We start from the raw sequence: 26,298 nt of genomic DNA on the forward strand, positions 1-26,298 counted from the left end.
TTATTGAATAAAATCCACCAATCGTGAAGCAAAACCAGTGTAAGAAGCAGGAGTCAAGGACTTTAATCTGCAAGCTGTATCCTCGTCAAACTCGCGAGAAGAAATAAAATCTTCAACATCCTTTTGAGAAATATGATGTCCTCGCATAAGCTCTTTAACCTGCTCATAAGGACGTTCCATTCCAGGAACTCCCGCAATTTCTTCAGCACGCATAGCGGTTTGAATTGGCTCGCCAAGAACTTCCCAATTAGCATCCAATTCTTTAAGAATAAAATCAGAATTAGGGTGAATAGAATTAAGTCCGCCCAAAAGATTGTTAAGAGCTAAAAGAGCGTAGCCAAAAGCAGAACCGATATTTCTCTGAGTTGTAGAATCTGTAAGATCCCTCTGCCAACGGCTTTCTGTAAGAGTTGCGCAAAGAGTATCAAACAGAGAGCAAGAAATCTCAAGATTAGCTTCAGCGTTCTCAAAGCGAATAGGATTCACCTTATGAGGCATAGTAGAAGATCCAGTAGCACCTTTTACAGGAACTTGAACAAAAATGCCTCGAGAAATATACATCCAAACATCAACAGCAAGATTGTGCAAAATATGGTTAGTGTGGCTTACTGTGCTATAAAGTTCAGCCTGCCAGTCGTGACTTTCAATTTGTGTTGTTAATGGATTCCATTGAAGAGACATGCGATTTTCAACAAACTCTTTAGAAACGCCAATCCAATCAACGTTAGGGAATGCTGCTAAATGAGCACCAAAAGTACCAGTAGCACCATTGATCTTGCCCAAATATTCCTGATTGTCGAGATGTTTAATCTGACGCTTCAAACGGTATGCAAAAACAGCCAATTCTTTACCCAAAGTTGTTGGAGTAGCAGGCTGACCATGCGTCAAAGAAAGCATTGGCAAGTCGCGATACTTTTGAGCATTGCTCACTAAATATTCAACAATTGCTTCCAAATTCGGCCTGTAAACATTCAAAACCGCATTTTTTACGCAACGAGCAATAGAAAGATTGTTAATATCTTCACTTGTGCAAGAAAAATGAACCAAAGTTTTAAGATTAGACAGCTGAGTTTCGTGACCTAACTTCTTTTCAGCCTCATCTAAAGCGTCATCAATGTAGTATTCAACAGCTTTAACATCGTGATGCGTAACAGCCTCATGAGCAGCATGACGCGCAATTCCTGCGGCGTCGAAATCTTCAGGAATACTGCGCAAATACTCACATTCTTCATCCGTTAAAGGATTTACACCATTGACAATAGGCTGCCAATTATTCCCCTCATATCCGTTTGCAAGAAGAATCATCCACTCAACTTCAACACGCATGCGCTCGCGGTTTAACGCAGGTTCACTTAAGTATTCAACAAGTTCTGAAGTTTGATTATGGTAACGACCGTCTAAAGGAGTCAGAGCTATTGCAGGAGAAATATCAGTAAGCTTCATACTTGCAAGGTTACATCATGCTGTGAATTAGGCAGTTAGATAAATTATATTAACTAATGCATTATGCCTTGCCATAGGGTAGTGCTTTCTAACTTTCCGTTGATAATACTGTTAAAATGCTGATTATGCATAATCACATTTTTAGAGCCTAATTGCAGAGCGTCATCGTAGGCAGCTTTATGATAGTGCATGTCATGAGTTAAAGTTCCTTCTTCAGGCACATCGTTTACAAATATTCCGTTTTTACTAAATTCTTGATTAGAATATTTCCTTCCAGAAAAACGCGTTACTCCAGGAGGCAAAGGCTTTTGAGTTTCTTTAACATGCGTTGCTTTGCCGTGAATAGTAATCCAATTACTTCGGCGAGGATTTTCCTTGCCGTCGAGAGATGGAACAAGCTCATCTTCCATTTCAATACTCGTAACCCAAGTGCGTTTTGCAATAGGATGATTTGCAATAGGAGAGCCCGCGGTTACTACATGCTGTATGTTGTACTGTTTTGAATAATCGCTTGCAATACTTGCAGCCACAATACCGCCTTGCGAATGACCAACCAACACAACAGGGTCTTTAGGCTTAATCCCAGATTTTTTCATTGCTTCGATAACCATTCTTGTGCTATCTGCTTGCTTTCTAGCTAAAGGAGTATGACTCATTACCTCAGCATTCTGCTCCCATCCAAACGGTGAATGAGCTTTACCGTCTGTTCCAGGTATTACAACTAGCCAAGATGTTTTTCCGTCCGCTTTTTTGAAGCGTGAAATAGCAATAGTTGCCGCATCTGGATTAGCAAGTGGCGGGCGAACTCCCAAATTTCCGCTGCCGAGTTCAGCTAAATTATCGAGAGTTTCACTCAAATTTCTTCCAGGTTTAGGAAGAACAAAAGCTGGTTTTCTCCAAGCTTCGCTAATTTTAGTAACAGTTAGATTATTACCTTGATTTTTGTTATTTAACTGTGCTGTAAAAAGACTTAGCGCTCCAGAAACAAATGGAATTGAAGAAACTGTTTTGTTTGAATTATCAATATGCTTATTTGCGTACTTTAAGAAATTAAGCGACTTATTTCTATACGTTTTTGTCATTCGATTATTTCTTTTACTTTGCGCTGCTCCTAAAATAAACAGAGGTATTCCTGTAATTGGGTTTATTAGTAGATTTTGAGAAAGTCCTCGAATAGTTCCTTGCTGAATTTTTCGAGTTTTGTGGGCCCATTTTCCAACATTTTTAAGACCTGTGTGGTTATTAGCATCGTTAGAAGCTGAAGAGAGTGCTGAAATGAAAAATGGCAAGGATGTTATAGGAAAAATTGTTGTAAGAAGCGCAATGCCATTATCAAATTGCTCTTTTGCTTTCTGCTCAGCTTCCTCGTAAATGCCGCTTGCTCTAATAATAAGAGCTGCCAACTGCTCTAAATTTTGAGACATATTTTGACATTTAGACGCGTAAGCATTGCAAATACTGGGAGTTAGAAAACTTTGAGAAGCGTTCATAGCAAAAGGTGAGGAAGGATTGTAAGAAGCTGATAAATTATTAAAAGCTGAAGTTTGATTAGAAATAACCATTGCAGCATGCTGCCAAGAAGCACTTAACATTGACATTTCATGCGCAAGATTGCTTAGTTTTCTAGATACACTGCAGTATGCTTCGCTTTGCGCAGCTGTAAGAGATATTCCGCCAGAAACAGAAGATTGAACTTTCCAAGGCATATTACATTCCTCCTCTAATTTCGTAGAGTGAATATGCTTGGTTAGCAATATTGCTCATGCTATGGCGAAAATACTGGGCAGCAATACCTTGCCATTCGTTTAATTCGCTTGCTTTAGCCTCAGCAAGAATGTTTCTTGCGCACTGTTCAGTGCGCTGAATAAGCCATTTCCATTCGTAATATGTGTGCATAGTTAAGTATTAAACACACTTGCTAAATTAAAGTCACCAAAAAGTAAGCATTGTGGTTAAAAGCTATAAGCAATTTTTTGCAAACTTTTTCGCGCTTTGCTTAAAAATTTTGCAGTAAATTTGCAGTAAATTTACTACTAGCACACCAACGATTCTGCTAATCGCTAAGAATTACCAAGGCTTATTTGAACCGTCTGAACTCGTTGTGCGCTTAGTTGTTTTTTCTTTTCCGTTTTGATTATCCTGATCTTCTTGATCTTGTTGATCTTTAGGATTTACCTTATTGTTCTGCTTAAGCAAGTCTTCCACTTTATTCTTTTGCGTATTGTTAAGTTTAGGCTTGCTTGATTCAGTCTGATTCTTATTTTCTTCGCTCTTACTAGAGTTTTTTAGTTGCTTACTCTTAGACGCAGGAGATTTAGCATTATTTTTACCATTCTTTTGCTTAAGGCTTTCAGTAAACTTTCGTGAAATTTCAGAATTGTGCTCAATGTCTTCGCTAAGTTTTGGTAATAAAAGTATTTGCTGAGATTTAGCGTCGCTAAATTGTGCGTCAGTCTGCTGCTGTTGTGTAACCAATATGTCTTTGTCACTGTAAATATTTTTAGCAGATTTCATATTTGCAATAAGGCTGTTTGTTGCAGCATTATACGCATATTGCGCACGCCAATTAGTAATCACATAGTATGCTGCGAATAACGCAATAATAAGAAATATAATAGAAATAACGCGAATAATATTTCGTTTAGATATGCGCATCATACTAATTTCCTTGATGTAATAAACCAAACAACTAATTCCCATATAAGCAAAACAGCAGCAATTGTGGCAAATGGCCAAATAATTGGTTCTGGACGCAAGCGCGGTTTCGCTGTTTCATTCATACGCCACTGATGAGAAAGTATTGGCTTTGCTTCACTTCCTAAAGCGTGATTTAAAGAAGAATGAATATACTTTCCGCTAAGCTCATCCGCAATATTTCGCAAGTTTTTCTCATCAAGCTTTGAAATACCAGGTTTTCCAGTAGAAGGATCTTTAACCCATTGTATTGAAGAACTTAAATTGGAATCTCCTTCTGATTTTCCTTGCAGATCTTGCTCAGAAGCGTAATCGTCAATACTTAATTTCGTACTTTTAAGCGGTATTTTTGCACCTTTAGACGAGCCTATGCCAATAACAAAAGCGTGAGTAATATATGCTCGTAAAGATGAGAATGTTCTGCGCTTTCGTTGAGTTGTTTCTTCGCCATCACTAAGAACATACAGCACTGTTGTGTCGTCTGGATGAGCGTCATGAATAGCTTTTGCTGTGAGCAAAGTCTGATCTATTGGAGCGTCCAGGCTTGTTCCTGTAGCAATACTTGTAGGCTCTGTAAGTAAGGTTGTTATCCAATTATCAACCGCTTTTGCGTCCGGAGTTAAAGGCACATCGACAGACGTGGATGCTCCAAAAGAAATAGCTGCAAAACTCGCATTTGCATAAGACTTAGTTATTTGCTTAACAATAGAGCGAGCTGCATCAATGCGCTCAATATTTGCCTTATTATCATAATCTGCATCTTTAGCTCGCATTGATCCTGTAATATCAACTGCAATAATCACGTTAGTTGCGTTTACAGCACGTTGCATAGTTGCGCGCATAATACTAGGGGATAGTATGCAGATTACGAGCATTGCGCAGATAGCTATTCTTCGCAATCTCATTGCTAAAGTTTCGTTTGTTAGCGCCGATTTTCTTCTTAAAGGCACGATTTCAAAAAACATTGCAACAAGAACAATAAGTACGGCTATAATCGCAACAATCCAACCATAAGATGGAGCGAGAACCAGTTGACCTGCTTTAGCAGTGTCATCTGCAACAATTCTGCCGTATGAGAAATTGAGAGCCGCTGCTGAAAATAGTGTTGATATCATCTCTTAATCCTCTTTGCAATAGCCAACCACACAACAACGCTTACAACGCTAATAAGCACCCATATTCCAGGATCGTCGCTAAACGCTGATTGCGTTGTGCCTTGAGGAATAACTGAGTGACGTTTTTCAATTTCTCTTACAAGATTAAGAACAGAATCAGTATTTCGTTGAGTTAAGAATATTCCGCCATGAGATTCAATAAGATTCTTCATGTCTACAGTTGTATCTTCATTCTCATTCTGTTTAGCGCCTGAATATAAGCCGTCAACAGTTATATTTGCTTGCTTAGTCAAATCTAAAGCTTGCTTTAACGAGTAAGTTGGATTTCCTGAAACAACATTATCTGTTGCAAGAACAATTGATGCACTTCTGTTAAAACGACTTTGAGATTTACTAGAATTATGCGCATTGCCATAAATAAAACCAGGAAGCATTGCAGCGCAACTAACTAAGCCATCTCCAATAAGAGAAGTTGCATTTTTTCTATTTTGTGTGCCTTCAAGCCAATCAGAAATTTCCTGATATTGGCGCTGCTGCAAATTGTCGATTTTATTTTGAGACTGAACGCCTCCAAGCAAATTAGCAGCATACTGCAGCTGCTTTTTAGCTAGACGATAATCATCCGTTAAAGGAAAAACGGTTCTAGAAGTGGAATTAAAAATACTTAAACCTATTCGTTCGCCTTGGAAATGCTCAATAAAATTAAGATAAGCAAGAATAACTTCGCGATCGTAAGGCAATGCAGAGCCGGAAACATCCAGGCATAAAACAATATCTCTAGAACTTATTTGTTCATCTGCATTAAACACTCGAGAAGGTCTAGAGGCAATCGCAAGCGACCCTAATAAAGACAAAACCAACATTGCTGTTGCGCATCTTTTAAGCCTTCTCCACATATACCATGAGTGACTTGCTAAAGATCCTTGCAAATCTTCATCAAAAGTAAAAGTGTAGAATTTTTGATTCAGATTGTGGTGATGCTTCTGATACTGCTTTTTAAGAATATGCTGACGAATAACGTCTCCAACAATCAAAACAGCAAAAATAACTAAGCATACTAGTATTCCTGCAGCAAAAATTAAAGGCCACTTAAAACGCCAAGGCCACAAAGTTTCAAATATCTTACTCATTAGCGTTGCCCCTTCGTTTGCCAGCCTTCGAGCAAAACAAGAACCCACTCTGCTGCTTGATCAACAGTAGTATTTTGTGCCTGTTCGTTCTCTTTATAATTAGCAAATTCTGGCGGATACAAAGCTGCGATTGTTTGGCGCAACATATCTGCACCCTTTTTATTTCGCCACTTTAGGCGCAAAGAACTAATTTCACCTAAAGTATGCGTTTTAATATCTTCACCACTCATTCGAGAAACGTAAGTTCTAGCAACTGACGCTAGTTTTGCACAAGCCTGATCAGAAGTAAGCTCATTGCTGTGATATTGTTTTACAATTTCGTCAATTTCATTTCGCCAAGCTTGTTTGTTTTCACGATGAACATGCACAGCATTATCTGCAATTTCGTCGGAAGATAACAAAACTTTCGGCTTTTTGAAAGAAAAATACAAAACAATTGCAGCAATAACAATAACAACAAAAGCAACGCCAAGTATGCTTGCAAAAAGAATGTCGTTATGAATCTGTGGGTGAATATCTTGCATACTCATTACTGCACATCCTCCTTGCGTAATGATTCAGTAAGATAATTCGTACGACTTACAGATTTAGCAGACACTCGGAAAATTTCCTCACTAGATGATCCACATATTAATGACGCTTTAACACCAACAAGCATGTCACGCAAGGCACTACTTTTTACGCTTCTGCGATTTTCAACCTCTTGCTTAACGTTATCGTTTTGCAAAAAAGCTGGAATTTTTCGCAAAGTAATGCCGTCGCTTATACGCATGTTAATTGTTTTATCAAAAGAATTAACTGGGCAAATAGTTACAACAACGAGATTATGATTTTGAGTAATTTTTCGTAAACTATCCGCATCGTGAGCTTGCAACGCATACTCGTCTGTAATAAGAACAACAAGACCATTTGAATCAACAAACTTTTGCATTGATTTAATCAAATACTCAGTATTTCGAATGTGACTTCGAGTATTAAGCAAAGCACTGTCAAGATTTCTTTCAAAATCAGAAAGATTGCGAGCTTGAGGAACTTTAACTATGTTGTTACCGTCAACGCAAAGTAACGAAACAGAATCGTGACGTCTTAAACTTAAAGCTGCAAAAAAGCATGCAGCATTTGCAGCAATCTCATACAATGTTTCAAAAGATTTGCAAGCGCCGTTCATATTAATACTTGCGTCACACACAATCCAAGTATGAGATGACGAAGTACGTTCGCGCGAAGAAACCATAGGCTGACCTGTTCTAGCACTAGCAGACCAGTTCATCATTCTAGCTTCGTCACCAGGTTGCCAAGCGTGAACATCAATAACATCCCCGGTTCCAAAACGACGATGCGAAGGATGCTCACCTTCTAGTAATCCCAATGCTTTACGAGCAATAGGCAAATCTATGCGTTGGTCGAGCAGCTCAATTTTTCGGCGAACAGCTTTTGCTGGCTCAGACAACGCTAAACGCTTCATAGGTATCATGGCACAGGAACAGTCTTTACCAATGCGTCAATAACTTGATCAGTAGTAATAGAGTCAGCCAAAGCTTCAAAAGTCAACAGAATACGGTGTCTTAATACTTCGTGCGCGAATAATTTAACATCTTCTGGAATTACATAGTCTCTACCAGAAAGCAAAGCATGAGCCTGAGCAATACGAATAAGCGCAATAGAAGCACGAGGGCTTGCACCCATGCGAACAAGAGTATTGATGGTTGCAAGAGGGTGAGAACCTTCGCCTCGAGAAGTTGCAACAATATCAACAGCATACTTCATAACTGCTTCAGAAACATGAATATGTCGAGCTGCAGCACGCATAAACACAACATCTTGCAAGCTAATGCGCTGTGTGCTTAAAGTTGCAGGATCAACAACATCTGAACCTCTTTGTGTAAGCAACTGAAGCATTCGAACTTCTTCGTCAGGATTCGGGTAGGTCATAATTGCCTTAACCATAAAACGATCCATTTGAGCTTCAGGAAGATTAAAAGTGCCTTCTTCTTCAATAGGATTCTGAGTTGCAATAACCATAAAAGGCTGTGGTAGCGCAATACGCTCTCCGCCGATTGTTGTTGCGCCTTCTGCCATAGCTTCAAGCATTGCAGATTGAGTTTTTGCATTAGATCGGTTGATTTCATCTAGCAAAATAATATTTGCGTGAATAGGACCAATCTGAGTAGTAAAACGTTGGGATGCAAAATCAAAAACTTGCGTACCAACTAAATCAGCTGGCATTAAATCAGGAGTGCACTGCACGCGTCGGAAGCTACCAGACATTGCAGTTGCAAGAGTTTGTGCAGCAGTGGTTTTTGCAAGGCCTGGCACAGATTCAATGAGAATATGTCCGCCAGCAATAAGTGTTAAAATAAGAGATTCTCGCAATGCTTCCTGACCGACTAAAGTTTGTGCAAAGCGCGAGCGCAAAATGTTTGCAATCTGCTGGCAGCGACGAATATCGTCTGCTGAAATAGTAGTCGAATCTTGAGCATTTGATAATCCAACTGTAGATTTACCTGCTGCAGAAGCTATATTCGCATTAGGAATCATATTGGAATTATTATTTAATTGTTGCTTACGTGGTTGCGGTGGAAATAATGCCATAGGCTCTATGTTAGCTGATATACGGTACTGAAATTGGTAAAAACCGGCATATTGCTAAGGATTATTTGATTAATACACGCATTTTTAAAGCTATATTTCTTGAGAATTTAGCGACCAGTCAATTGGTGAAGCGCCCATTTTGATTAGTGCACTATTCGCTCTTGAAAACGGTTTTGATCCAAAGAAACCTCGCGAGGCAGAAAGAGGGCTTGGGTGAGAAGAAGTAATAAGTGTTGCGTTTGTTAACAATGGAGCTAAGCTTTGAGCGTTTCTTCCCCATAAAATAGCTACAAGAGGCATTGGGTTTCCGTTTTCGTCTTTTCGAGAATTTAAAGCTTTTATTGCAGCGTCCGTTACAGTTTCCCAGCCTTTTCCTTGATGACTATTTGCTTTACCTGCTTCAACAGTTAAGCAGCGGTTAAGAAGCATTACACCCTGCTTAGTCCACGGCGTTAAATCTCCACTTTGAGGAGTAGAAACGCCTAAGTCGTTTACTAACTCCTTGTAAATATTAATAAGACTTTTAGGTAGCGGACGCACTTTTGGTGAAGTGCAAAAACTTAATCCCACAGGATGGCCTGGAGTAGGGTAAGGGTCCTGGCCAACAATTAAAACCTTTATGCTTTTTAACGGAATGCTAAACGCGCGCAAAATGTTGTGGCTTGCGGGAAGAATATGGTGTCCACTTTCGATTTGCTCTCGCAAAAACACTCCCATTGCTCGTATTTGTGGCTCAACTGGAGCAAGAGCTTTAGCCCAATCTGGATCCATTAATTCTTCTAAAGGTTTAATTTTGTTAGGACTCATATGGCTACTGTATGACAAGGCATAGCATAATAGAAAAAATTTCTTGAAAATTCTGATTTGTGCTTTGTGACCAGCATTCGGTACTATGGATGCATATTGTTTTGAGTAAACACTTGGAGGAATGCAATTATGGCGCGAAATAATCACAACGTGTCGTATACGCCCGATGTTTTTGATGAACCACCAGAGGGGCCAGTTGGTGTGCATCGCGGCAATCCCGCTTGGTACGCTGTAATTCTTCCTTATTTTGTTGCAATAATTATTGCATTACTGGCTGGTTTGCTTGTTTGGGCAATCGGCTCTGGAGAGATTTCGCATCTTCCATTACCTTGGAATAATTCGCATCAAAGCTCGAAGTCTACAACAATAATTAAGAAGTCGCATACTGATAAGTCAGATGGAAAAGATGAAGATAAGTCTGAAGATGCAGATGCGGATGAAGATGAGGATACTTCAGCAAAGCAAAAGTCCAACAAAGATAAATCAGCGGACGATACTAAGGATGCTGATAATAAATCTGATTCTACGGCTTCAGTAGATAAGTCTGTTACTGTAAAAGTTATTAATGCAACCAATATTGCTGGACATGCTGCTAAGAATGCAGACAAGCTTAAGCAATCTGGTTATGCAAATGTTACTGCTGGTAATCCAAGCGGCAAAGTTCCGTCTGAATCTGTTGTATGGTACAAGGATGATTCTCAGAAAGCTGCTGCTGAAGATATAGCAAAAACTTTGGGCATTACTGCTGTAGAAAACGAAAAAGAGATTGTTTCGCAGATTGTAGTAGTTCTTTGCAAGTAGTTTTCTACGCACAGAAGTAATAAAAGCAAAATATAGAAGCCGGTTGGATTAGATTCTAACCGGCTTTTGTTTATAAAATTTTATTGAAAATAAATAATTATAAACGCCAAAGTTGGCACTCGGGCACATAGAGTGCTAATCTGCTAATTAGCACTCGAAGGTTGAGAGTGATAATTAGCAGCTGACGGCTAATAAAATCTTATTCACCTACGAGTGAGTGTTCCATAGTTACGATATGTGGAGGAAACATGGCAAAGATTATTGCCTATGAAGAGGACGCCCGTCAGGGTATGCTCGCAGGTCTTGACAAGCTTGCTAACACTGTAAAGGTTACGCTTGGACCTAAGGGTCGCAACGTAGTGCTTGATAAGACTTATGGAGCTCCAACCATTACTAACGATGGTGTTTCCATCGCTAAGGAAATCGATCTTGAAGATCCATATGAGCGTATTGGCGCCGAGCTTGTTAAAGAAGTTGCTAAGAAGACTGATGACGTTGCAGGCGACGGTACAACAACCGCAACAGTGCTTGCTCAGTCCTTGGTACACGAAGGCTTGAAGAACGTTGTTGCAGGAAGCAACCCAATTGCTCTTCGCCGCGGTATTGAGAAGGCATCTGAAGCAATTGTTAAAGAACTTCTTGCTTCTGCTAAGGATGTTGAAACTAAGGATCAGATTGCTGCTACTGCTACTATTTCTGCAGCAGATCCTGAGGTTGGCGAAAAGATTGCTGAAGCTTTGGATAAGGTCGGTCAGGACGGCGTTGTTACAGTTGAAGATAACAACAAGTTTGGCCTTGATTTGGACTTCACTGAAGGTATGCGTTTTGATAAGGGTTATATTTCCCCTTACTTCGTCACTAACGCAGAAGATCAGACTGCTGTTCTTGAAGATCCATACATTTTGCTCACTTCTGGCAAGGTTTCCAGCCAGCAGGACATTGTTCACATTGCTGAACTCGTTATGAAGTCCGGTAAGCCATTGCTTATTATTGCTGAAGATGTTGATGGTGAAGCATTGCCAACTCTTGTTTTGAACAAGATTCGTGGCACTTTCAACACTGTTGCTGTAAAGGCTCCAGGCTTTGGCGATCGCCGTAAGGCTATGCTCCAGGATATGGCTATTTTGACCGGCGCACAGGTTGTTTCTGACGACCTTGGCTTAAAGCTCGATTCTATCGACGCTTCTGTGTTTGGTCACGCAGCTAAGGTTATTGTTTCTAAGGATGAAACAACTATCGTTTCTGGTGCTGGATCTAAGGAAGATGTTGACGCTCGCGTGGCTCAGATTCGCGCAGAAATCGAAAACACTGATTCCGATTACGATCGCGAAAAGCTTCAGGAGCGTCTTGCTAAGCTCGCTGGCGGCGTTGCTGTTATTAAGGTTGGCGCTGCTACTGAAGTTGAAGCTAAGGAACGTAAGCATCGTATTGAAGATGCAGTTCGTAACGCTAAGGCTGCTATTGAGGAAGGTTTGCTTCCAGGCGGTGGCGTAGCTTTGGTTCAGGCTGCTGCAAAGATTGAAAAGTCTCAAGCAATCACCGAGCTTAAGGGTGAAGAAGCAACAGGCGCTGCAATCGTGTTCCGCGCTGTAGAAGCTCCAATCAAGCAGATTGCTCAGAACTCTGGCGTTTCTGGAGATGTTGTGCTCAACAAGGTGCGCGAGCTTCCAGAAGGCCAAGGCTTCAACGCTGCAACCAACACTTACGAAGATTTGATGGCTGCTGGCGTTACTGACCCAGTTAAGGTAACTCGTTCTGCTCTACAGAACGCTGCTTCTATTGCAGGTTTGTTCTTAACCACTGAAGCTGTGGTTGCTAACAAGCCAGAAAAGCCAGCTGCAGCACCACAAGCTGGCGCTGATATGGGTTACTAAATTAAAAGTTGTAAAAATTTTATAGCTGAATAGCTCATAGACTGAATAGCTCATAGTAAATGGCGGTATGCTCAGAAATGAAGTATACCGCCATTTATATTTCATTAGATTATTCAGACTATTCAGCCCATTCCAAATAGGGAAGTAGCTTGAGTTTCCGCATCAAGATACACTCCCGAAGCATGTTGCATAGCTTGCTGAATTGCTTCTAATGATTGTTCCATCTGCTGCTGTGCTGCACGCCACTGACCTGCGGTCGACGCAAACTTTGTAGCAGCGGAACCCGTCCATACGCTTTGCAATTGCTGCAGATTGGCATACATGCCGTTGACTGCTTCTCTAATTGAATTAACCGAGGTTCCAACTGCTGCAGCCGCCTGCTGAATTTGTTCTGAATCAACTCGAAATTGTGCCATATTTTCCCCCTATTTGTATCTGCTTAAAAAGCATTTAGTATTAATTAGCGCAACAACACACTTATTAAGTAACCTTCTTGCATAAACGTGTCTTACATACTTGTGTGATGTCACGCTATTATGAATATATGCCATCGAAAAATTACGCAAAAGTTTTAGAAGAGAATGTGGTTAAAAGGTCAGGGGTTATCCACATTTTAAATGACTATAAGCTTACAAGCTTAAAACTCGCACGCTTAAAGCAAGTATTACGTGCGGTTGTGGCATTTTTAGTTAGTGTTTTTCTTATTCTTCAAATATTTTCAATATTTCCAACTTTTTCTTTACTTCCGTCTGATTTTATAAAAATTAATAAAGCTTATGCGGAAGAACAAACTTCAAATTCAGGAATTGTTGCTACTGATTCAATTACGGATACTGAAAATCTTCTCGGCGACTCTGTTAATAAAGTTTCTGACGAAATTGCAGCAACTAAAAAGCGAACTGGAGTAACTGTAAGACTACTTTATTTGTCTACTTTTGGAGATACTAAAGATCCATCAAAATGGGCGAGTGATTTACTAATAAGCACTCTTCCTGCCAAAAATACGGTATTACTTGCTGTTGCAACTCGCGACGGCCGTCTAGTAGTTGCAGTATCTCCTAATTCCGACGAATGGTTAAAAAGCAGAAATACTGTTGACGCATTATCTGATGCAGCATATAAACCTCTAGTAACAACAACTGGCACTCATTGGGGTCAGTCTGCAATTATGATGATGAAGCAAATTTCTCGCTCTAAACGAACCGCTACAACTTCATCTGCAAGTCTTATATCAACACTTATTATGTTGATTATTATTCTTTGCTTATGTGTAGTAGTGACACTTATTTTGCTTCACCGAAGCCGTATTCAAAAGCAGATAAAAGCGGGCGTTAGAAAAGCGCGTAAGCGTCATGCTCGTCACCGCTAATAAAATCAACTACAACTTGTTGATTTTCAGCATTTATTCAGGAAACGTTCAGCTTCATAAGTGATGCTAATCAGTATGAGTAAGAATGTTGAAGCATCTATTGTTGTCGTAGACGACGAACCGTCAATTCGTGAGCTTTTAGTAGCGTCTTTACACTTTGCAGGTTTTGAAGTTGAAACTGCAGCATCCGGTTCTCAAGCCGTTGATGTTATTGAAAGAGTGAAGCCTGATCTTATTGTTATGGACGTTATGCTGCCAGATATTGACGGCTTCACCGTAACAAGACGAATTCGCCAAAACGGTATTAAAGTACCTGTTCTTTTCCTCACCGCAAGAGATGACACGCAAGACAAGATTATGGGCTTAACAGTTGGCGGTGACGACTACGTAACTAAGCCATTTAGTTTGGAAGAAGTTGTTGCAAGAATCCGCGCAATTCTTCGCCGTACTCAGGAGCAGGATGAAATAACTCCTGTTATTCGCGTAGCAGATCTTGAGATTAACGAAGACTCGCACGATGTAACTCGAAGCGGCATACCGATTGAGCTTAGCCCAACCGAATACAAGCTTTTACATTACTTGATGGATAATGAAGGCCGAGTGTTATCAAAAAGCCAGATTTTGAATCATGTATGGCAGTACGATTGGGGCGGAGATGCTGCAATCGTTGAATCCTATATTTCGTATCTTCGAAAGAAAATTGACGGAATTGAAATTACGGACGAAAATGGCAAGCTGCAAAAGGTAGTCCCTCTTATTGAAACAAAACGCGGAATTGGATACATGATTCGCGAACCAAAGTAAGGTCAAGCCTGATTATGGAAAACAATAATCGTAGTAGTGACGATAAAAAGCAGCCAAATAATGCTGGAACTGCGCAATCTAACAAAGACTCAGCGCGACAGCATATTGGAAAAAGCGTTGCTGTTATACAAAATACTGCGTCAGAAAAAAAGCCAAAACAAAACAGAATTTGCTGGCTTAAAACCAAGGCAAATTCTATTCCTTTAAGTACTCGTCTTGTGGCTTGCACTCTTGCAGTACTTACTGTTGCAGCATTTTGTATTTCATTATCAATTCGTCAATTGGTAGGAAATTATTTGCTTGAAAAAACTGATGCGCAGTTAACGGATCAGGCAAGACTTATTTACGACAATATAGATTTGCTTCGTTCAAAAGATTCAAGCCAATCTACAGCAGGTCCAAACGACTACTTTATGCAGATTCGCGATATTAATAACAAAATCATATCTACTCCTTTAGTTCCAAAACTAAAGGGAGATTTTGTTTCTATGCCGAAGCTTCCTGCAAACGGAAAACCCATTAAGGGCGTTCTTATACATAGGCCTTATACTGCTCCGGCTAAAGTTAAGGGTGACCCTAGTAGCGTTGATGAGATTACTTTAAAATCTGCAAAAGCTCCTTGGAGAGTTTTGGTGCTTGAATGGGAGCATCGAAGCAGCTACACTTCCGACGTACGTTTGCGCGGATACGTGTATATTGCTTTATCTTTAAGCGACCAGCGCGATACTGTAAATACTCTTACTAGATACTGCATTATGGTAAGTATTGCAGTTATTCTTCTTGGAGCGGTATTTGCGGCGCTTATTATTCAGTCCACTTTAAGACCGTTAAAGCGTATAGAAAAAACAGCTTCAAAAATTGCTTCTGGAGATTTAAGTAGGCGAGTTCCATCCGCGCCAGAAAACACGGAAGTTGGTTCTTTGGCTGCTTCTTTGAACTCAATGCTTGCGCGTATTGAACGTGGATTTAATGAGCAAGAAGCAATGACTGAAAAAATGAAGCGATTTGTTTCTGACGCAAGTCACGAATTGCGAACTCCTTTAGCAGCTATTCACGGTTATGCTGAGCTTTACACAATGTGGCGCAATATGCCGGGAGAGCAGGAGCGCGCTGATGATTCTATTGCTCATATTAAGGCTTCTAGCGAGCGCATGACTGAGTTAGTGGAAGATTTGCTTTCTTTGGCTCGATTTGACGAGGGTAGAGGAATTAATATTTCTCAGGAAGTTAGCTTGTCTCCAATTCTTTCGGATGCTGCTAACGATTTGCATGCTTTAGATCCAGCTAGAGCGGTTCAGCAGGGTTCACTTACGCTTTCAGAAGACTTTTCTTTGGAAGATTGCACTGACTGCAATTTTGAACGCAAGTTTGTGTTCAATAGCGGAAGTCTTCCTAGCGTATCTTTTCTTGGTGATGGAGCGCGTTTACGTCAAGTCATGACGAATATTGTTGGAAATATTCACCGATACACTCCGGCTGATTCTCCAGTAGAAATTGCTATTGGCGTAATGAAGGCTTCAATTGATCCAGACCAGCTTTCCAAGCTTCCTTCAGTTAGTGACTCGTTAAAAGAGTTTTTGATTGCTGCAGAAAAAAGCCAATCTACTGATTCTGGCAATACTTACGCAGTAATTCGTGTTGTTGACCATGGTCCTGGAGTTCCAGAAGAGTCGCTTTCTCGCATTTTTGAACGTTTCTATATTGCGGATCCTTCAAGAGCGCGCGAAAAAGGCGGAACTGGATTAGGAATGGCTATAGCGCAGTCTGTTGTAAAAGCTCATCATGGTTTTATTTGCGCAACAATATCTGACCCGTCAACTATTTCGGGAAACTTTGCTGGCTCAGATAATAATGTTGACGACACAATGGACGGTTCTGAGTCTCTGGATATTAATCCTCATGGATTAACGCTTACTGTTGTGCTTCCTGTAAGAGAAATTGAACCTTATGCGCTACAATAGAAAAAGCGAAACAATTAACATTAATATCTGTTAAACTATATACGGATGTTTTCGCATATAAACGATGCACTTGTGTGTTTAATGCATATTGGTATGCGACAATGAGTGATTATTTGAGTGAGGTGTGTTATGCCCAATGGGCGTGTGCGTTGGTACGATGCGCAGAAGGGGTACGGCTTTATTGCCGGCGACGATGGTAAGGATGTTTTCTTACCAGCTGCAGCTTTGCCTGCAACTGTAAAGACTTTGCATAAGGGTACAAAGGTTGAATTTTCTGTAATTGAGGGTCGTAAAGGTCCTCAAGCGATGGGACTTAATCTTATTGCAACAGCTCCATCGCTAGTTAAAGCAACTCGCCCAAAGGCAGAAGATATGGCAGCAATTGTTGAAGATCTTATTAAGCTGCTTGATTCTGCAGGTAACGGTTTGCGCCGTCGTCATTATCCATCTACTGCTGAAAGCAAGAAGCTCGCTACGCTTTTGCGCGCAGTAGCCGACAATTTCGACGTTCAAGAATAGTTTCGGGAATATTATTTATGACTGATGAAGTGATGAATCCACAAGATATTGCTCGTAGCATTGCTGTGGAAACTTCAGAGCGTTCCGATGCCGTGGGAGATTTTGTGTCTTCCACGGATATTGGTGACGGTGTTACCGATTTTCGCTTTGAAAGTAAGCTTGTTGGCTACGAGGGCTGGCAGTGGTCAGTAACGCTGTATCACGATTTGGAAACTGAGCGTTGGACTGTAAACGAATCCACGCTTATTCCTACCGACGATTCACTACTGCCGCCACCTTGGATTCCATGGAAAGATCGATTGAAGCCAAGCGATCTTTCTGTAATGGATTCTATTGGAACAGAAGAAGACGATTCTCGTCTTGAAGATGGATTCCGTCCAGTAAATCATCAGTCTGAAAATGAATTAAGCGAAAAATCTGAGGAAGAATCTAAAGAAGAAAAAGAAAATTCCGAAGAAAATACACTTAAGCAAGATGGTGAAACTGCTGAAAATGCAGACGCCACAGAAACTGTTGAGAATGAAAACAGCTCTTGCGATTCGCAAAACAATGAATCATCTGAAAATAATGATTCTAACGAAGATCTTGAAGAGGCAGTTTCGACTTTACGCCTATCTCGCAGACGCGTGATGACTGCAGAAGCTCTTTCGCAAACAGCAAAACGCTGGTATGCAGGGCAGCACGGTCCAAAGTCACTGTCAACAAAAATAGCTGACGGTAATGTTTGCTCTTCATGCGGCTTTATGATTCCACTAGCTGGAAGCTTGGGTTCAATGTTTGGCGTGTGCGCGAACATGTGGAGTCCGGACGATGGGCGAGTTGTATCTCTTGATCACGCTTGCGGAGAACATTCCGAAATTGAGCCACCTGAACCATCACAACTGTGGATTCAATCAGCTCCAGCCTACGACGATTATCATATTGATATTTTGCAGCAAGCTCCTCGAGAAGAGCGTGCAGATGTTGAGCTTATTGAGGAAGCAATTGAAGATAGCAAAACGCATCGCCGCAAGCGTCGCAAAATAAATAAAGATGCTGCTAATACCGCTGATACAGCTGTTATAGCTGATGCTGATATAGCTGATACCCCTAGTACAGATACAGCTGATTCTAAGACAGCAGATTTGACTTCAGAATCTAACGATGTTGATTCTCACGATGTTGAATCTAACTATGAGGATGAAACAAAAACCGAAGAAATTAAGAAAATAGAAGTTACTGAAGAATCTGCTAAAAGCGAAGAACCTAATAAAAACACAGGTACTACAGCAATGCGATTGTACAAAAGGAAATCACGCAGACAACATAAGTAAAATCTAAAGAAATTTTAAGGAATACAGAAAAATCCTAAAAATCTTAACAGATTCTAATAAATACTAATAAGTTGTGTAATACTTCGCGTCATGGTGACTAGTTACCATGGAATGAACGAAAAGAACGGAAGGCAGTTATGTTTGAACGGTTCACTGATCGCGCACGACGCGTGATTGTGCTAGCTCAAGAGGAAGCTCGCTCACTTCAGCATAATTACATTGGTACTGAGCATATTTTGCTCGGTCTAATTCGCGAAGGTGACGGAATTGCAGCAAAAGCGTTGAGCTCAAAGGGCGTAGACTTGGAAAGCACACGCAAGCAAGTTGAGGAAATGATTGGCAAGGGTGCTGTTGCGCCAAGCGGCCACATTCCTTTTACGCCGCATGCAAAGCAAGTTTTGGAGCTTAGCTTACGAGAAGCTCTGCAGCTTGGCCATAGCTACATTGGTACTGAGCATATTTTGCTAGGACTTATCCGCGAAGGCGAAGGCATTGGTACACAAGTGCTTATTAAAATGGAAGTCGATCTTGGAGACTTAAGAAGCACTACAGTTGACTTAATTCGCGGAGGCAGCTCTACAAGTTCAGAAGATGAAAAGGGCGAACTTGCTAACGCTGGAAGCGTGCAAGATAAAAGCAACAAGTCTGGGTCTGCACTTCTGGATCAGTTTGGCCGAAATCTTACACTTGAAGCACGCGAAGGAAAACTTGATCCAGTAATTGGCCGTTCTGAGGAAATCGAACGAGTTATGGTTATTCTTAGCCGCCGTACGAAGAATAATCCTGTGCTTATTGGAGATCCTGGCGTTGGTAAAACTGCAGTTGTAGAAGGACTTGCCCAGAAAATTGTTGAAGGCGATGTTCCAGAAACGCTGAAAAACAAGCAGATTTATTCTCTTGACTTAGGATCAATGATTGCAGGATCTCGCTACCGCGGTGATTTTGAAGAGCGCTTAAAGAAAGTTCTTAAAGAAATCAAAACTCGTGGCGATGTTGTGCTTTTTATTGACGAAATTCACACTATTGTTGGCGCAGGCTCGGCCGATGGCGCTCTTGGCGCTTCCGACATGCTTAAGCCAATGCTTGCTCGCGGCGAGCTACAGACAATTGGTGCTACTACAACCGATGAGTATCGTAAGTATATTGAGAAAGATGCGGCTTTAGAGCGTCGTTTCCAGCCAATTCAGGTTCCTGAACCTACTATTGCCGAGACGATTGAGATTCTTAAAGGCTTGCGTTCGCGCTACGAAAATCATCATCATGTAACTATTACGGACGGAGCTTTACAGTCTTCTGCAGAGCTTTCCGACCGTTATATTCAAGACCGTCACCTTCCAGATAAGGCTATTGATCTTATTGATGAAGCTGGCGCACGCTTGCGAATTAAGCGCTTAACTCAGCCGCCTGAGCTTAAGGAACTTAACCATAAGATTGCTAAGATTTCTGAAAAGAAAGATGAAGCAATTAAGCAGCAAGATTTCGAAGAGGCTGCTAATCTTCGAGACGATCAAGAAAAACTTGAAAATGAAGCTGCCGAAAAGGAAAAAGCTTGGCGTGAAGGCGAGTCTAACGTCAAAATGGTTGTTGACGAAGACATGATTGCTTCTGTTGTTTCAAGCACTACGGGAATTCCTGTTGTAAAGCTTACGCAGGCGGAATCTCAGAAGCTTCTTCAAATGGAATCTGAGCTTCATAAGCGTATTGTTGGTCAAGATGAAGCAGTATCTGCTTTGGCACGCTCTATTCGACGAGCGCGCGTTGGACTTAAAGATCCTAAACGTCCTTCTGGTTCGTTTATTTTCGCTGGACCTACAGGCGTTGGTAAAACTGAGCTTGCTAAAGCATTGGCAAACTTCCTGTTTGACGACGATGATGCTTTGATTCGCGTTGATATGTCTGAATTTGCTGAAAAGTATGCTGCGTCTAGGCTTTTCGGTGCTCCTCCTGGATACGTTGGTTACGAAGAGGGTGGCGAGCTTACCGAAAAAGTTCGCAGGAAGCCATTCTCTGTGGTGCTTTTTGACGAGATTGAAAAAGCTCATCCGGATATTTTCAACACGCTTTTGCAAGTGTTGGATGATGGTCATTTAACCGACGGCCAAGGTAGAAAAGTAGACTTTAAGAATACGATTATTATTCTTACTACTAATCTTGGTACGCGCGATATTGCGAAGGCTGCAAACACTGGCTTTACGCTTGGAAATAGTTCTGATTCTACGTATCAGCGCATGAAGGATCAGGTTAATTCGGAGCTTAAGCGTCAGTTCCGTCCAGAATTTTTGAACCGTTTGGACGACACTATTGTGTTCCGCCAGCTTACGGAGCCAGAAGTGCGCCAAATTGTTGATATGGACATAAAGCTGCTTAACAATAGGCTGTTTGACCACCATATGTCTTTGGAATTGACCGACGCTGCTAAGAATTTGCTCGCTCAAAAGGGATTCGATCCTTTGCTAGGCGCGCGTCCATTGCGCCGCGTAATTCAGCGAGATATTGAGGATATTATTTCCGAGAAGATTTTGCTGAACGAAATTTCTGACGGCGAGCGAATTGAGGTTGACGCTGAAGGCGAAGGATTGCTGGGGGAGTTTACTTTTAAAAGCCAGCAGTTTGATGTTGCGGAGTTAGATGAATCTAGTAAGGATTCTAGTGATGATGCTGCAGATAATAAGTCTGAAGATAGTGCAGATAAAGAAGATAGCAGCAAAAAATAAGTAATCTACGCAATAACTAACTGAATACACTAAAAGCCCGGCGTATAAATCTCGTCGGGCTTTTCTACTTATTTAACTTAAATTCATTCCTTAGTCATGCGAATATAAGATTTGAAGAGAATTTCCAAACGCTCGTCATTATTAGAGCAAGGTTTTGTAGCACCAAAAGCAACATCTACTACTTTATCTAGCTCATCATGAGCTTTGCGTAAATCTGTTGGCATGTATGTTGGATCATACAAGTCTGCTAGAGATTGGCCTGGGCGATTCGCGGTTTTGCGTAAGTAGTGAAGGTTATCGTTAAAAGATTTAGCGCGCTGCGACTTTAAGCTGGTTTCTTACGGTTTTTGAGTGTTATTTTGCGTTTATGGAAACATGTCGATAGCGTAGTGACGATTGAACAGGATAGATAATATGAAAATGTATCTACCTTGCACTCAGACAAAAAGCTAAATTTTTCAAGGATAAAACAATAATTGAGATAGTAGGTGTCAAAGAAAACATTCTGGTTATCATTTACTTATTGCATATAATAATTTTAAAAGTAATTTATAAAGAATATAGAGTTTATCATGGGAAGAAAAGTTTTACGAACTAAAGAAGAGATTGAAAATATTTTAACTTCTGTAGGTTTAGAGCTAGCTGAAAACTATGATTCTTCTAAAAGCTATCCTAAAGATTTATACATACTTACTAAATGCAAGATTTGCAACACAGAAGCACATTATCGCATCAAGTATATTATGGAGAAAGCTAATATCGGTGAACCTGTATGTAGAGCTTGTTATTGGAATGCATTGATGAGGTCAAATTATCCTATAGTGCATATAACCTCTGGAACTATTTTTAGTAAATATAGCACTCTTGTGAATCGACGTGGATTTGAATTAGTTAGTATCCTTAAAGATGGTTCTATAGATAATACTGGTACTATTCTACTTGTTGTATGCAGTCATTGCGGTAGACAAATCGTTGATGACGGTTCATTAAAATGTTCATGCCAAATGCATCCTAACACTGCTGCTCATTACGCTCCAAAAGTGACGAGAAAAGTTCTGGAACCAGAAATAACATATGTTCAGAAAACTTTTTTATCAATTGAAGAAGCAAAAAATACTTTATGTTCTGATGTGCCTGAGCTATTGGAATCATGGGATGATGAGAGAAGCCCATACGAGACAGCAGTATACCCAACAAATTGGAGCGGTATGCGCGCAGGGGATGGGGAATATAGGTTTAAATGTAAGAGGGGGCATCATCCATATGCTTTTCCGTATTCTTATTTAGAATCAGGATGTCCAGCATGTAGAGGTCAAGCAACTCTTGGCACTGGACTTTTTTTGGCAGATACGAATCCTGAGATAGCTTCTGAGTGGCTAAAAGAGAAAAACGGTGTTTATACACCTGAAAATATAAGAGATAATAGTAAGAGAATAGTATGGTGGAAGTGTATAGCTTGTGGTCATGAATGGCGATCTACCCTAGAGATAGACAAAGAAAAGATGGACAGTTGTGTCCTAACTGTGGAAAAATTCAAGGATCAATAGCTTGGATTTATCCTAAATTAGTTGAGCAATGGGATACTTCAAATCCTGTTAGTCCTTGGTGTATTCGTCCTAATGCAAAATTAAATTTTGTGCCCTTGTGGGTGTGTGAAAACAATCATGCTCATACATATAAGGCATCTATAGTTTCTAGAATCCATGGTGCTGTGTGTCCTGAATGTACAGATTCTAATAAATCAAGGATTGAGCTTAAATACTTTGATGCTGTTCGGAAAAAGATAGGAACGGCTCGATCTGGAGCTAGATACAATTATGATAATTTTTCCTATAACTGGTCCATTGATATTTCGTTTAGTATTCATGACAAAAAATTTGCCATAGAATATGATGGGGAATACTGGCATGAAGGGAAAATAGATGTGGATAAACGGAAAACTTCAGAGTTATTGGAGGCAGGTTTCATTGTTATAAGAATTAGAGAAGCTAATCTTCAATCGCTGAACATAAAATCATCTTATTATTATGAAATTTTTGTTCAATCTGATTATAGTGATTTTGATAGTAGTATAAAATGTTTGATTGATTATATTTCAAACATTAGTAGTAATAAAAAATAGATTAATGCTTGGGTCTTTTATGAAAGTAAAATATTGAAACCGATAGCTATCTATATGAGAAGAAATACGATTAAGCAAATTGACAACTTGAAGTACACTAGAAGTAAAAGCAGTAATCAATTGGACTTGTAAGTGAGCATTTGTTAGTTGGCATTCGTATTTTTTAGTAAACGTATGATGATAGATTACTCACATTTATAGAAAATGATGATAGTCTGTTTGCTGTTGTCTAAAAGAAGCATTATGAATAAGTGCTTTTTAGAAATTTGTAAAATTAAAATATGTTATGCGTGAATCTAGCGAGAATGAACTCTAGATTTTTTTCTTTTTAAGAGGTCATTTCGCTTTAAAGGTATGTGTGTTGCTTATGCAAGTGGCGTCTTGTTTTAAACATTGGCTACAATGAACAACTCTCTTTCGTTTAAAGGATCCTATATTAATTTAATCAGCTTTGATTCATCTTGATTAAAAAAAATCAGTTTTCTATCAATCGGTTGCAAAGCTCTATCACATTTGGGGATTTAAAATTGTATTTAAAAATGGAGGCAATAATAATCTGATTATCAGAAAAATCTCTTTTAAGTATATTCATCATTAGTTGAATATTACTTTGATCCACTTCTTTACCACTAGGCGAATCCAAAATAATAGGTAGTTTAATATGCAAATATTTTTCTATTTCAATAATATAAGCAAGTCGAAAAGCAAAAACAGTTTTGTGCAATACAGCACCTGAGAGTTCCTTCAAGTTGGAAGTAAACAGATATGAAGACACAACAGATTTGTTGTCTCCTACACCTAGTTCAGTAACATATTTAATCATGTTAGTGTAAAGAGATTTTATAACACTTGTATTAGATTTCGTTTTCCTTGATATTTCATTACGAATGAATTTTAGTGTCTTCTCCAAGTACTTTATTTTTTTATCTACAGCACTAGCATCAATAGGAACAGAAGCAATACGTCTATCAAAAATATCAATCATACTTTCTGACTCGAAAAATGCTAGTTGCTCTGCTTCGTTGTTTTTTTCTTTTTGCGCATTTGCTAATTCATGCATCACAGATCGCAGCTCGGAAGAAGTAATTTTACGTTTGGCTACTAGAAAATCTATGGTATCAGAGAGTCCAATGATGCTTTCAGAAGTAACAGGAAATATTGTACCATCTGGCAGCTGGATAATTAGCTTCATTTCAGACACATACTGTCTGGCTCGTTTATTATCTGAAATGCTTTTATCAATTCTCCTAAGTTCGTGTTGAAGAGACTTTTGCTGCATCAGCAACTGCGCAATAACAGCCTCAGATTCTTCAGAATATGAATCAGATGCTACTGTGCCACTTTCTGCTATGATTTCTTCACGATATTTAGCTATACTGGACATTTGTCGATATTTTGAAAGTTCCTTAGAAACCTGTGTTTCTTTACGAATCAAATCACTGCAATCACAATCTGATAAGCCACGAATCAGTTCTTCGATATTAAATCGAATACTTCCAATGGCAGTGCCACGATTGAGAAGAGTCCATCCTTTTTCCTGGTCAGTATAAATTGCTCCAAGAATGTTATTTAGCACATCTGTATTTTCTGTTCCGAATATCATTTTATGCAGATCATGCAGTTGGTCAGGTAGTATGTACGTTTTCTTTTCGTTAGCTACAGTTGCTTCGATATAATCGTTAGAGTAGCGAGATAAGATTATTTCGCCAACATTGTCTACTAAAATTTGAGAGACAACCTCGCAATTATTAAATTTGATATTTTTAGTATTAGGTATGTTATATCCCAAAGAGTATAGTACAAAGCGTAATAAGGTTGTTTTCCCTTTACTATTCTCTTTGCTGAAAATGAGATTTACGCTATCTATAAAATTAAAAGTGCGCTCAAAGAGACCTTCTTTTATCCTAATAGATTTAATAATCACAGATTTACCCCATTCTTAATCTTGTCAATGGTAATTCTTCGACGAATCACATTGTATAAAATAATTTTCGTAAGTCCTTCTAGTGTTTGTGCATCAATGTTGTATGACGAAAATTCTGATTTATAATTTTCCCAATAATTATCTATAAAGTCTTTACACTTTTCCATTGGATTTTTTGTACCGTGAAACTGGATATAGTCATAAAGTATTTTTGTAAAGAACTCAATGCGTTCACAGCAGGAATTAATTATTCTGCTGTATAGATGAACAATCTCTTCATATATTCCTATTTCAAATTGATTTAAAAAATCATCATCACAACGGCTAATATCTGTCTCATGCACCAAGATGGGCCATATAATATCTTTTTTTGACAACTCAATAGATGAATCTTTTTTTGAGCCATTGATGAAAAGGGCATTATGCCATATCTGAAGCAACCAGTTGCCAAGACCAGGTGATAAATTCGCATCAATACTACCGATAAAATCATTTATTGCTTGCGTGACGGCTTTGTATCGTTCTGCATCATTATCGGTCTCGAACGGAAATACTTGTATGGTGAATTTCTGTAAATCAAGAGGATTCTCTATGTTAGCAAGATAATCCTTCACTATTTCCTGTGCAGAGGGTGGCAAAGTAGAAAACGTTCTATGAGTAGGAAAACCACAAAAAATACTACTTGAACCTGAATCGTTGAAAGGATTATGAGAATTGGTTATAAAAATCAACTGCTGTACAGTAGTCTTGCTCGCTCCTTCCGAAAGAGAGGTCAATGCCTTTTTAAGGTTTTCTCGGACATGAGAGAAATCACAGCTACTCTTTTCAACAGCCTTTGCTTGAGCGAGAATTTTCTGATTATTAGATAATTTCAATTCAATATCTTCATTTTTGCTCTCAAGACGAATAGATTGTAACTCCTTGATGTTTTCCAGCATGAGGATAATTGCCGCATTCCTCTGAAAATCGAAGCCAAATAACACTGCATTAGCACGTCTACTTTTCACTGCTGCAACACCTCCATATCAAATTATTACATATTGCCTATATCACTTGTTAAATAGAAACGAATGAATTTAATGGGTTATATAATAAAAGCTCTAGGTTTTTGTGCCT

Annotated in this window: 23 protein-coding genes and 1 pseudogene; 10 read left to right on the forward strand and 14 right to left on the reverse strand. The window is 39.6% G+C overall.

Annotated elements, in window-relative coordinates:
* From purB to ACLD6A_RS01410, 10 genes are all read right to left on the reverse strand, one after another.
* Entirely contained in the window at positions 1–1,443 is a 1,443-nt protein-coding gene (gene purB / locus ACLD6A_RS01365; RefSeq protein ID WP_410313369.1) for an adenylosuccinate lyase, read from the reverse strand.
* Between the two features lie 53 nt (positions 1,444–1,496).
* Positions 1,497–3,149 (reverse strand): alpha/beta hydrolase, encoded by a 1,653-nt coding sequence (locus tag ACLD6A_RS01370; protein ID WP_410313370.1) that lies wholly within the window; start codon positions 3,147–3,149, stop codon positions 1,497–1,499.
* A gap of 1 nt (position 3,150) precedes the next feature.
* Entirely contained in the window at positions 3,151–3,339 is a 189-nt protein-coding gene (locus ACLD6A_RS01375; RefSeq protein ID WP_410313371.1) for a hypothetical protein, read from the reverse strand.
* Between the two features lie 171 nt (positions 3,340–3,510).
* Positions 3,511–4,101: a DUF6466 family protein gene (locus tag ACLD6A_RS01380; RefSeq protein ID WP_410313372.1), complete on the reverse strand. Its 591-nt coding sequence runs from the start codon at positions 4,099–4,101 to the stop codon at positions 3,511–3,513.
* Entirely contained in the window at positions 4,098–5,252 is a 1,155-nt protein-coding gene (locus ACLD6A_RS01385; protein WP_410313373.1) for a vWA domain-containing protein, read from the reverse strand. Before ACLD6A_RS01385 ends, ACLD6A_RS01380 begins: the two co-directional genes overlap by 4 nt.
* Positions 5,249–6,382 carry a vWA domain-containing protein gene (locus ACLD6A_RS01390; RefSeq protein ID WP_410313374.1) on the reverse strand — a complete coding sequence of 378 codons (1,134 nt, stop codon included), beginning with the start codon at positions 6,380–6,382 and terminating at the stop codon, positions 5,249–5,251. The genes ACLD6A_RS01385 and ACLD6A_RS01390 overlap by 4 nt, the downstream gene beginning before the upstream one ends.
* Positions 6,382–6,912, reverse strand: a complete 531-nt coding sequence (locus ACLD6A_RS01395) for a hypothetical protein (protein WP_410313375.1) — start codon at positions 6,910–6,912, stop codon at positions 6,382–6,384. The genes ACLD6A_RS01390 and ACLD6A_RS01395 overlap by 1 nt, the downstream gene beginning before the upstream one ends.
* Positions 6,912–7,856, reverse strand: coding sequence for a DUF58 domain-containing protein (locus tag ACLD6A_RS01400; RefSeq protein ID WP_410313376.1), 945 nt, complete (start codon positions 7,854–7,856; stop codon positions 6,912–6,914). Before ACLD6A_RS01400 ends, ACLD6A_RS01395 begins: the two co-directional genes overlap by 1 nt.
* Positions 7,853–8,974, reverse strand: a complete 1,122-nt coding sequence (locus tag ACLD6A_RS01405; RefSeq protein WP_180964320.1) for an AAA family ATPase — start codon at positions 8,972–8,974, stop codon at positions 7,853–7,855. Before ACLD6A_RS01405 ends, ACLD6A_RS01400 begins: the two co-directional genes overlap by 4 nt.
* 90 nt (positions 8,975–9,064) lie before the next feature.
* Positions 9,065–9,781, reverse strand: coding sequence for a uracil-DNA glycosylase (locus ACLD6A_RS01410; RefSeq protein ID WP_410313377.1), 717 nt, complete (start codon positions 9,779–9,781; stop codon positions 9,065–9,067).
* Between the two features lie 129 nt (positions 9,782–9,910).
* Between ACLD6A_RS01410 and ACLD6A_RS01415 the strand changes: the two genes are divergently transcribed.
* Together ACLD6A_RS01415 and groL are read left to right on the forward strand one after the other, a co-directional pair.
* Positions 9,911–10,582: a LytR C-terminal domain-containing protein gene (locus tag ACLD6A_RS01415; RefSeq protein WP_410313378.1), complete on the forward strand. Its 672-nt coding sequence runs from the start codon at positions 9,911–9,913 to the stop codon at positions 10,580–10,582.
* A gap of 248 nt (positions 10,583–10,830) precedes the next feature.
* Complete coding sequence (groL, locus tag ACLD6A_RS01420; protein WP_004134974.1) at positions 10,831–12,456, forward strand: chaperonin GroEL; 1,626 nt, start codon at positions 10,831–10,833, stop codon at positions 12,454–12,456.
* Positions 12,457–12,578: 122 nt separating this feature from the next.
* On the opposite strand, the gene ACLD6A_RS01425 is transcribed toward groL, so the two are convergent.
* Complete coding sequence (locus ACLD6A_RS01425; RefSeq protein ID WP_004127832.1) at positions 12,579–12,872, reverse strand: WXG100 family type VII secretion target; 294 nt, start codon at positions 12,870–12,872, stop codon at positions 12,579–12,581.
* 128 nt (positions 12,873–13,000) lie between these two features.
* On the opposite strand from ACLD6A_RS01425, the gene ACLD6A_RS01430 reads away from it, so the two are divergent.
* From ACLD6A_RS01430 to ACLD6A_RS01455, 6 genes are all read left to right on the forward strand, one after another.
* A complete protein-coding gene (locus tag ACLD6A_RS01430; RefSeq protein WP_410313379.1) occupies positions 13,001–13,825 on the forward strand; it encodes a hypothetical protein in 825 nt (274 codons plus the stop codon).
* A 75-nt stretch (positions 13,826–13,900) separates the two neighbouring features.
* A complete protein-coding gene (locus ACLD6A_RS01435; RefSeq protein WP_004127837.1) occupies positions 13,901–14,629 on the forward strand; it encodes a response regulator transcription factor in 729 nt (242 codons plus the stop codon).
* A 14-nt stretch (positions 14,630–14,643) separates the two neighbouring features.
* Positions 14,644–16,590 carry a sensor histidine kinase gene (locus ACLD6A_RS01440; protein ID WP_410313380.1) on the forward strand — a complete coding sequence of 649 codons (1,947 nt, stop codon included), beginning with the start codon at positions 14,644–14,646 and terminating at the stop codon, positions 16,588–16,590.
* A gap of 129 nt (positions 16,591–16,719) precedes the next feature.
* Positions 16,720–17,109: a cold-shock protein gene (locus ACLD6A_RS01445; protein WP_116794016.1), complete on the forward strand. Its 390-nt coding sequence runs from the start codon at positions 16,720–16,722 to the stop codon at positions 17,107–17,109.
* Positions 17,110–17,126: 17 nt separating this feature from the next.
* The gene (locus ACLD6A_RS01450) at positions 17,127–18,422 is read left to right on the forward strand and encodes a DUF3027 domain-containing protein (RefSeq protein WP_410313381.1); all 1,296 of its coding nucleotides are present in this window, start codon (positions 17,127–17,129) and stop codon (positions 18,420–18,422) included.
* A 137-nt stretch (positions 18,423–18,559) separates the two neighbouring features.
* Complete coding sequence (locus ACLD6A_RS01455) at positions 18,560–21,136, forward strand: ATP-dependent Clp protease ATP-binding subunit (RefSeq protein WP_410313382.1); 2,577 nt, start codon at positions 18,560–18,562, stop codon at positions 21,134–21,136.
* A gap of 83 nt (positions 21,137–21,219) precedes the next feature.
* Here the strand turns inward: ACLD6A_RS01455 and ACLD6A_RS01460 are convergent.
* A pseudogene (locus tag ACLD6A_RS01460) lies at positions 21,220–21,414 on the reverse strand (type IIL restriction-modification enzyme MmeI); the annotation flags it as partial.
* A gap of 294 nt (positions 21,415–21,708) precedes the next feature.
* On the opposite strand from ACLD6A_RS01460, the gene ACLD6A_RS01465 reads away from it, so the two are divergent.
* Positions 21,709–22,683, forward strand: coding sequence for a zinc-ribbon domain-containing protein (locus ACLD6A_RS01465; RefSeq protein WP_410313383.1), 975 nt, complete (start codon positions 21,709–21,711; stop codon positions 22,681–22,683).
* Entirely contained in the window at positions 22,605–23,258 is a 654-nt protein-coding gene (locus ACLD6A_RS01470) for a zinc-ribbon domain-containing protein (protein WP_410313384.1), read from the forward strand. Before ACLD6A_RS01465 ends, ACLD6A_RS01470 begins: the two co-directional genes overlap by 79 nt.
* A gap of 475 nt (positions 23,259–23,733) precedes the next feature.
* On the opposite strand, the gene ACLD6A_RS01475 is transcribed toward ACLD6A_RS01470, so the two are convergent.
* Together ACLD6A_RS01475 and ACLD6A_RS01480 are read right to left on the reverse strand one after the other, a co-directional pair.
* The gene (locus ACLD6A_RS01475) at positions 23,734–25,182 is read right to left on the reverse strand and encodes a hypothetical protein (RefSeq protein WP_410313385.1); all 1,449 of its coding nucleotides are present in this window, start codon (positions 25,180–25,182) and stop codon (positions 23,734–23,736) included.
* On the reverse strand, positions 25,179–26,189 hold the full coding sequence (locus ACLD6A_RS01480; RefSeq protein WP_410313386.1) for a hypothetical protein: 1,011 nt from the start codon (positions 26,187–26,189) through the stop codon (positions 25,179–25,181). The genes ACLD6A_RS01475 and ACLD6A_RS01480 overlap by 4 nt, the downstream gene beginning before the upstream one ends.
* Positions 26,190–26,298: the final 109 nt, after the last annotated feature.

The sequence above is a fragment of the Gardnerella sp. Marseille-Q9691 genome, from assembly GCF_046507715.1.
In the GTDB taxonomy this organism is placed as follows: Bacteria; Actinomycetota; Actinomycetes; order Actinomycetales; family Bifidobacteriaceae; genus Bifidobacterium; species Bifidobacterium greenwoodii.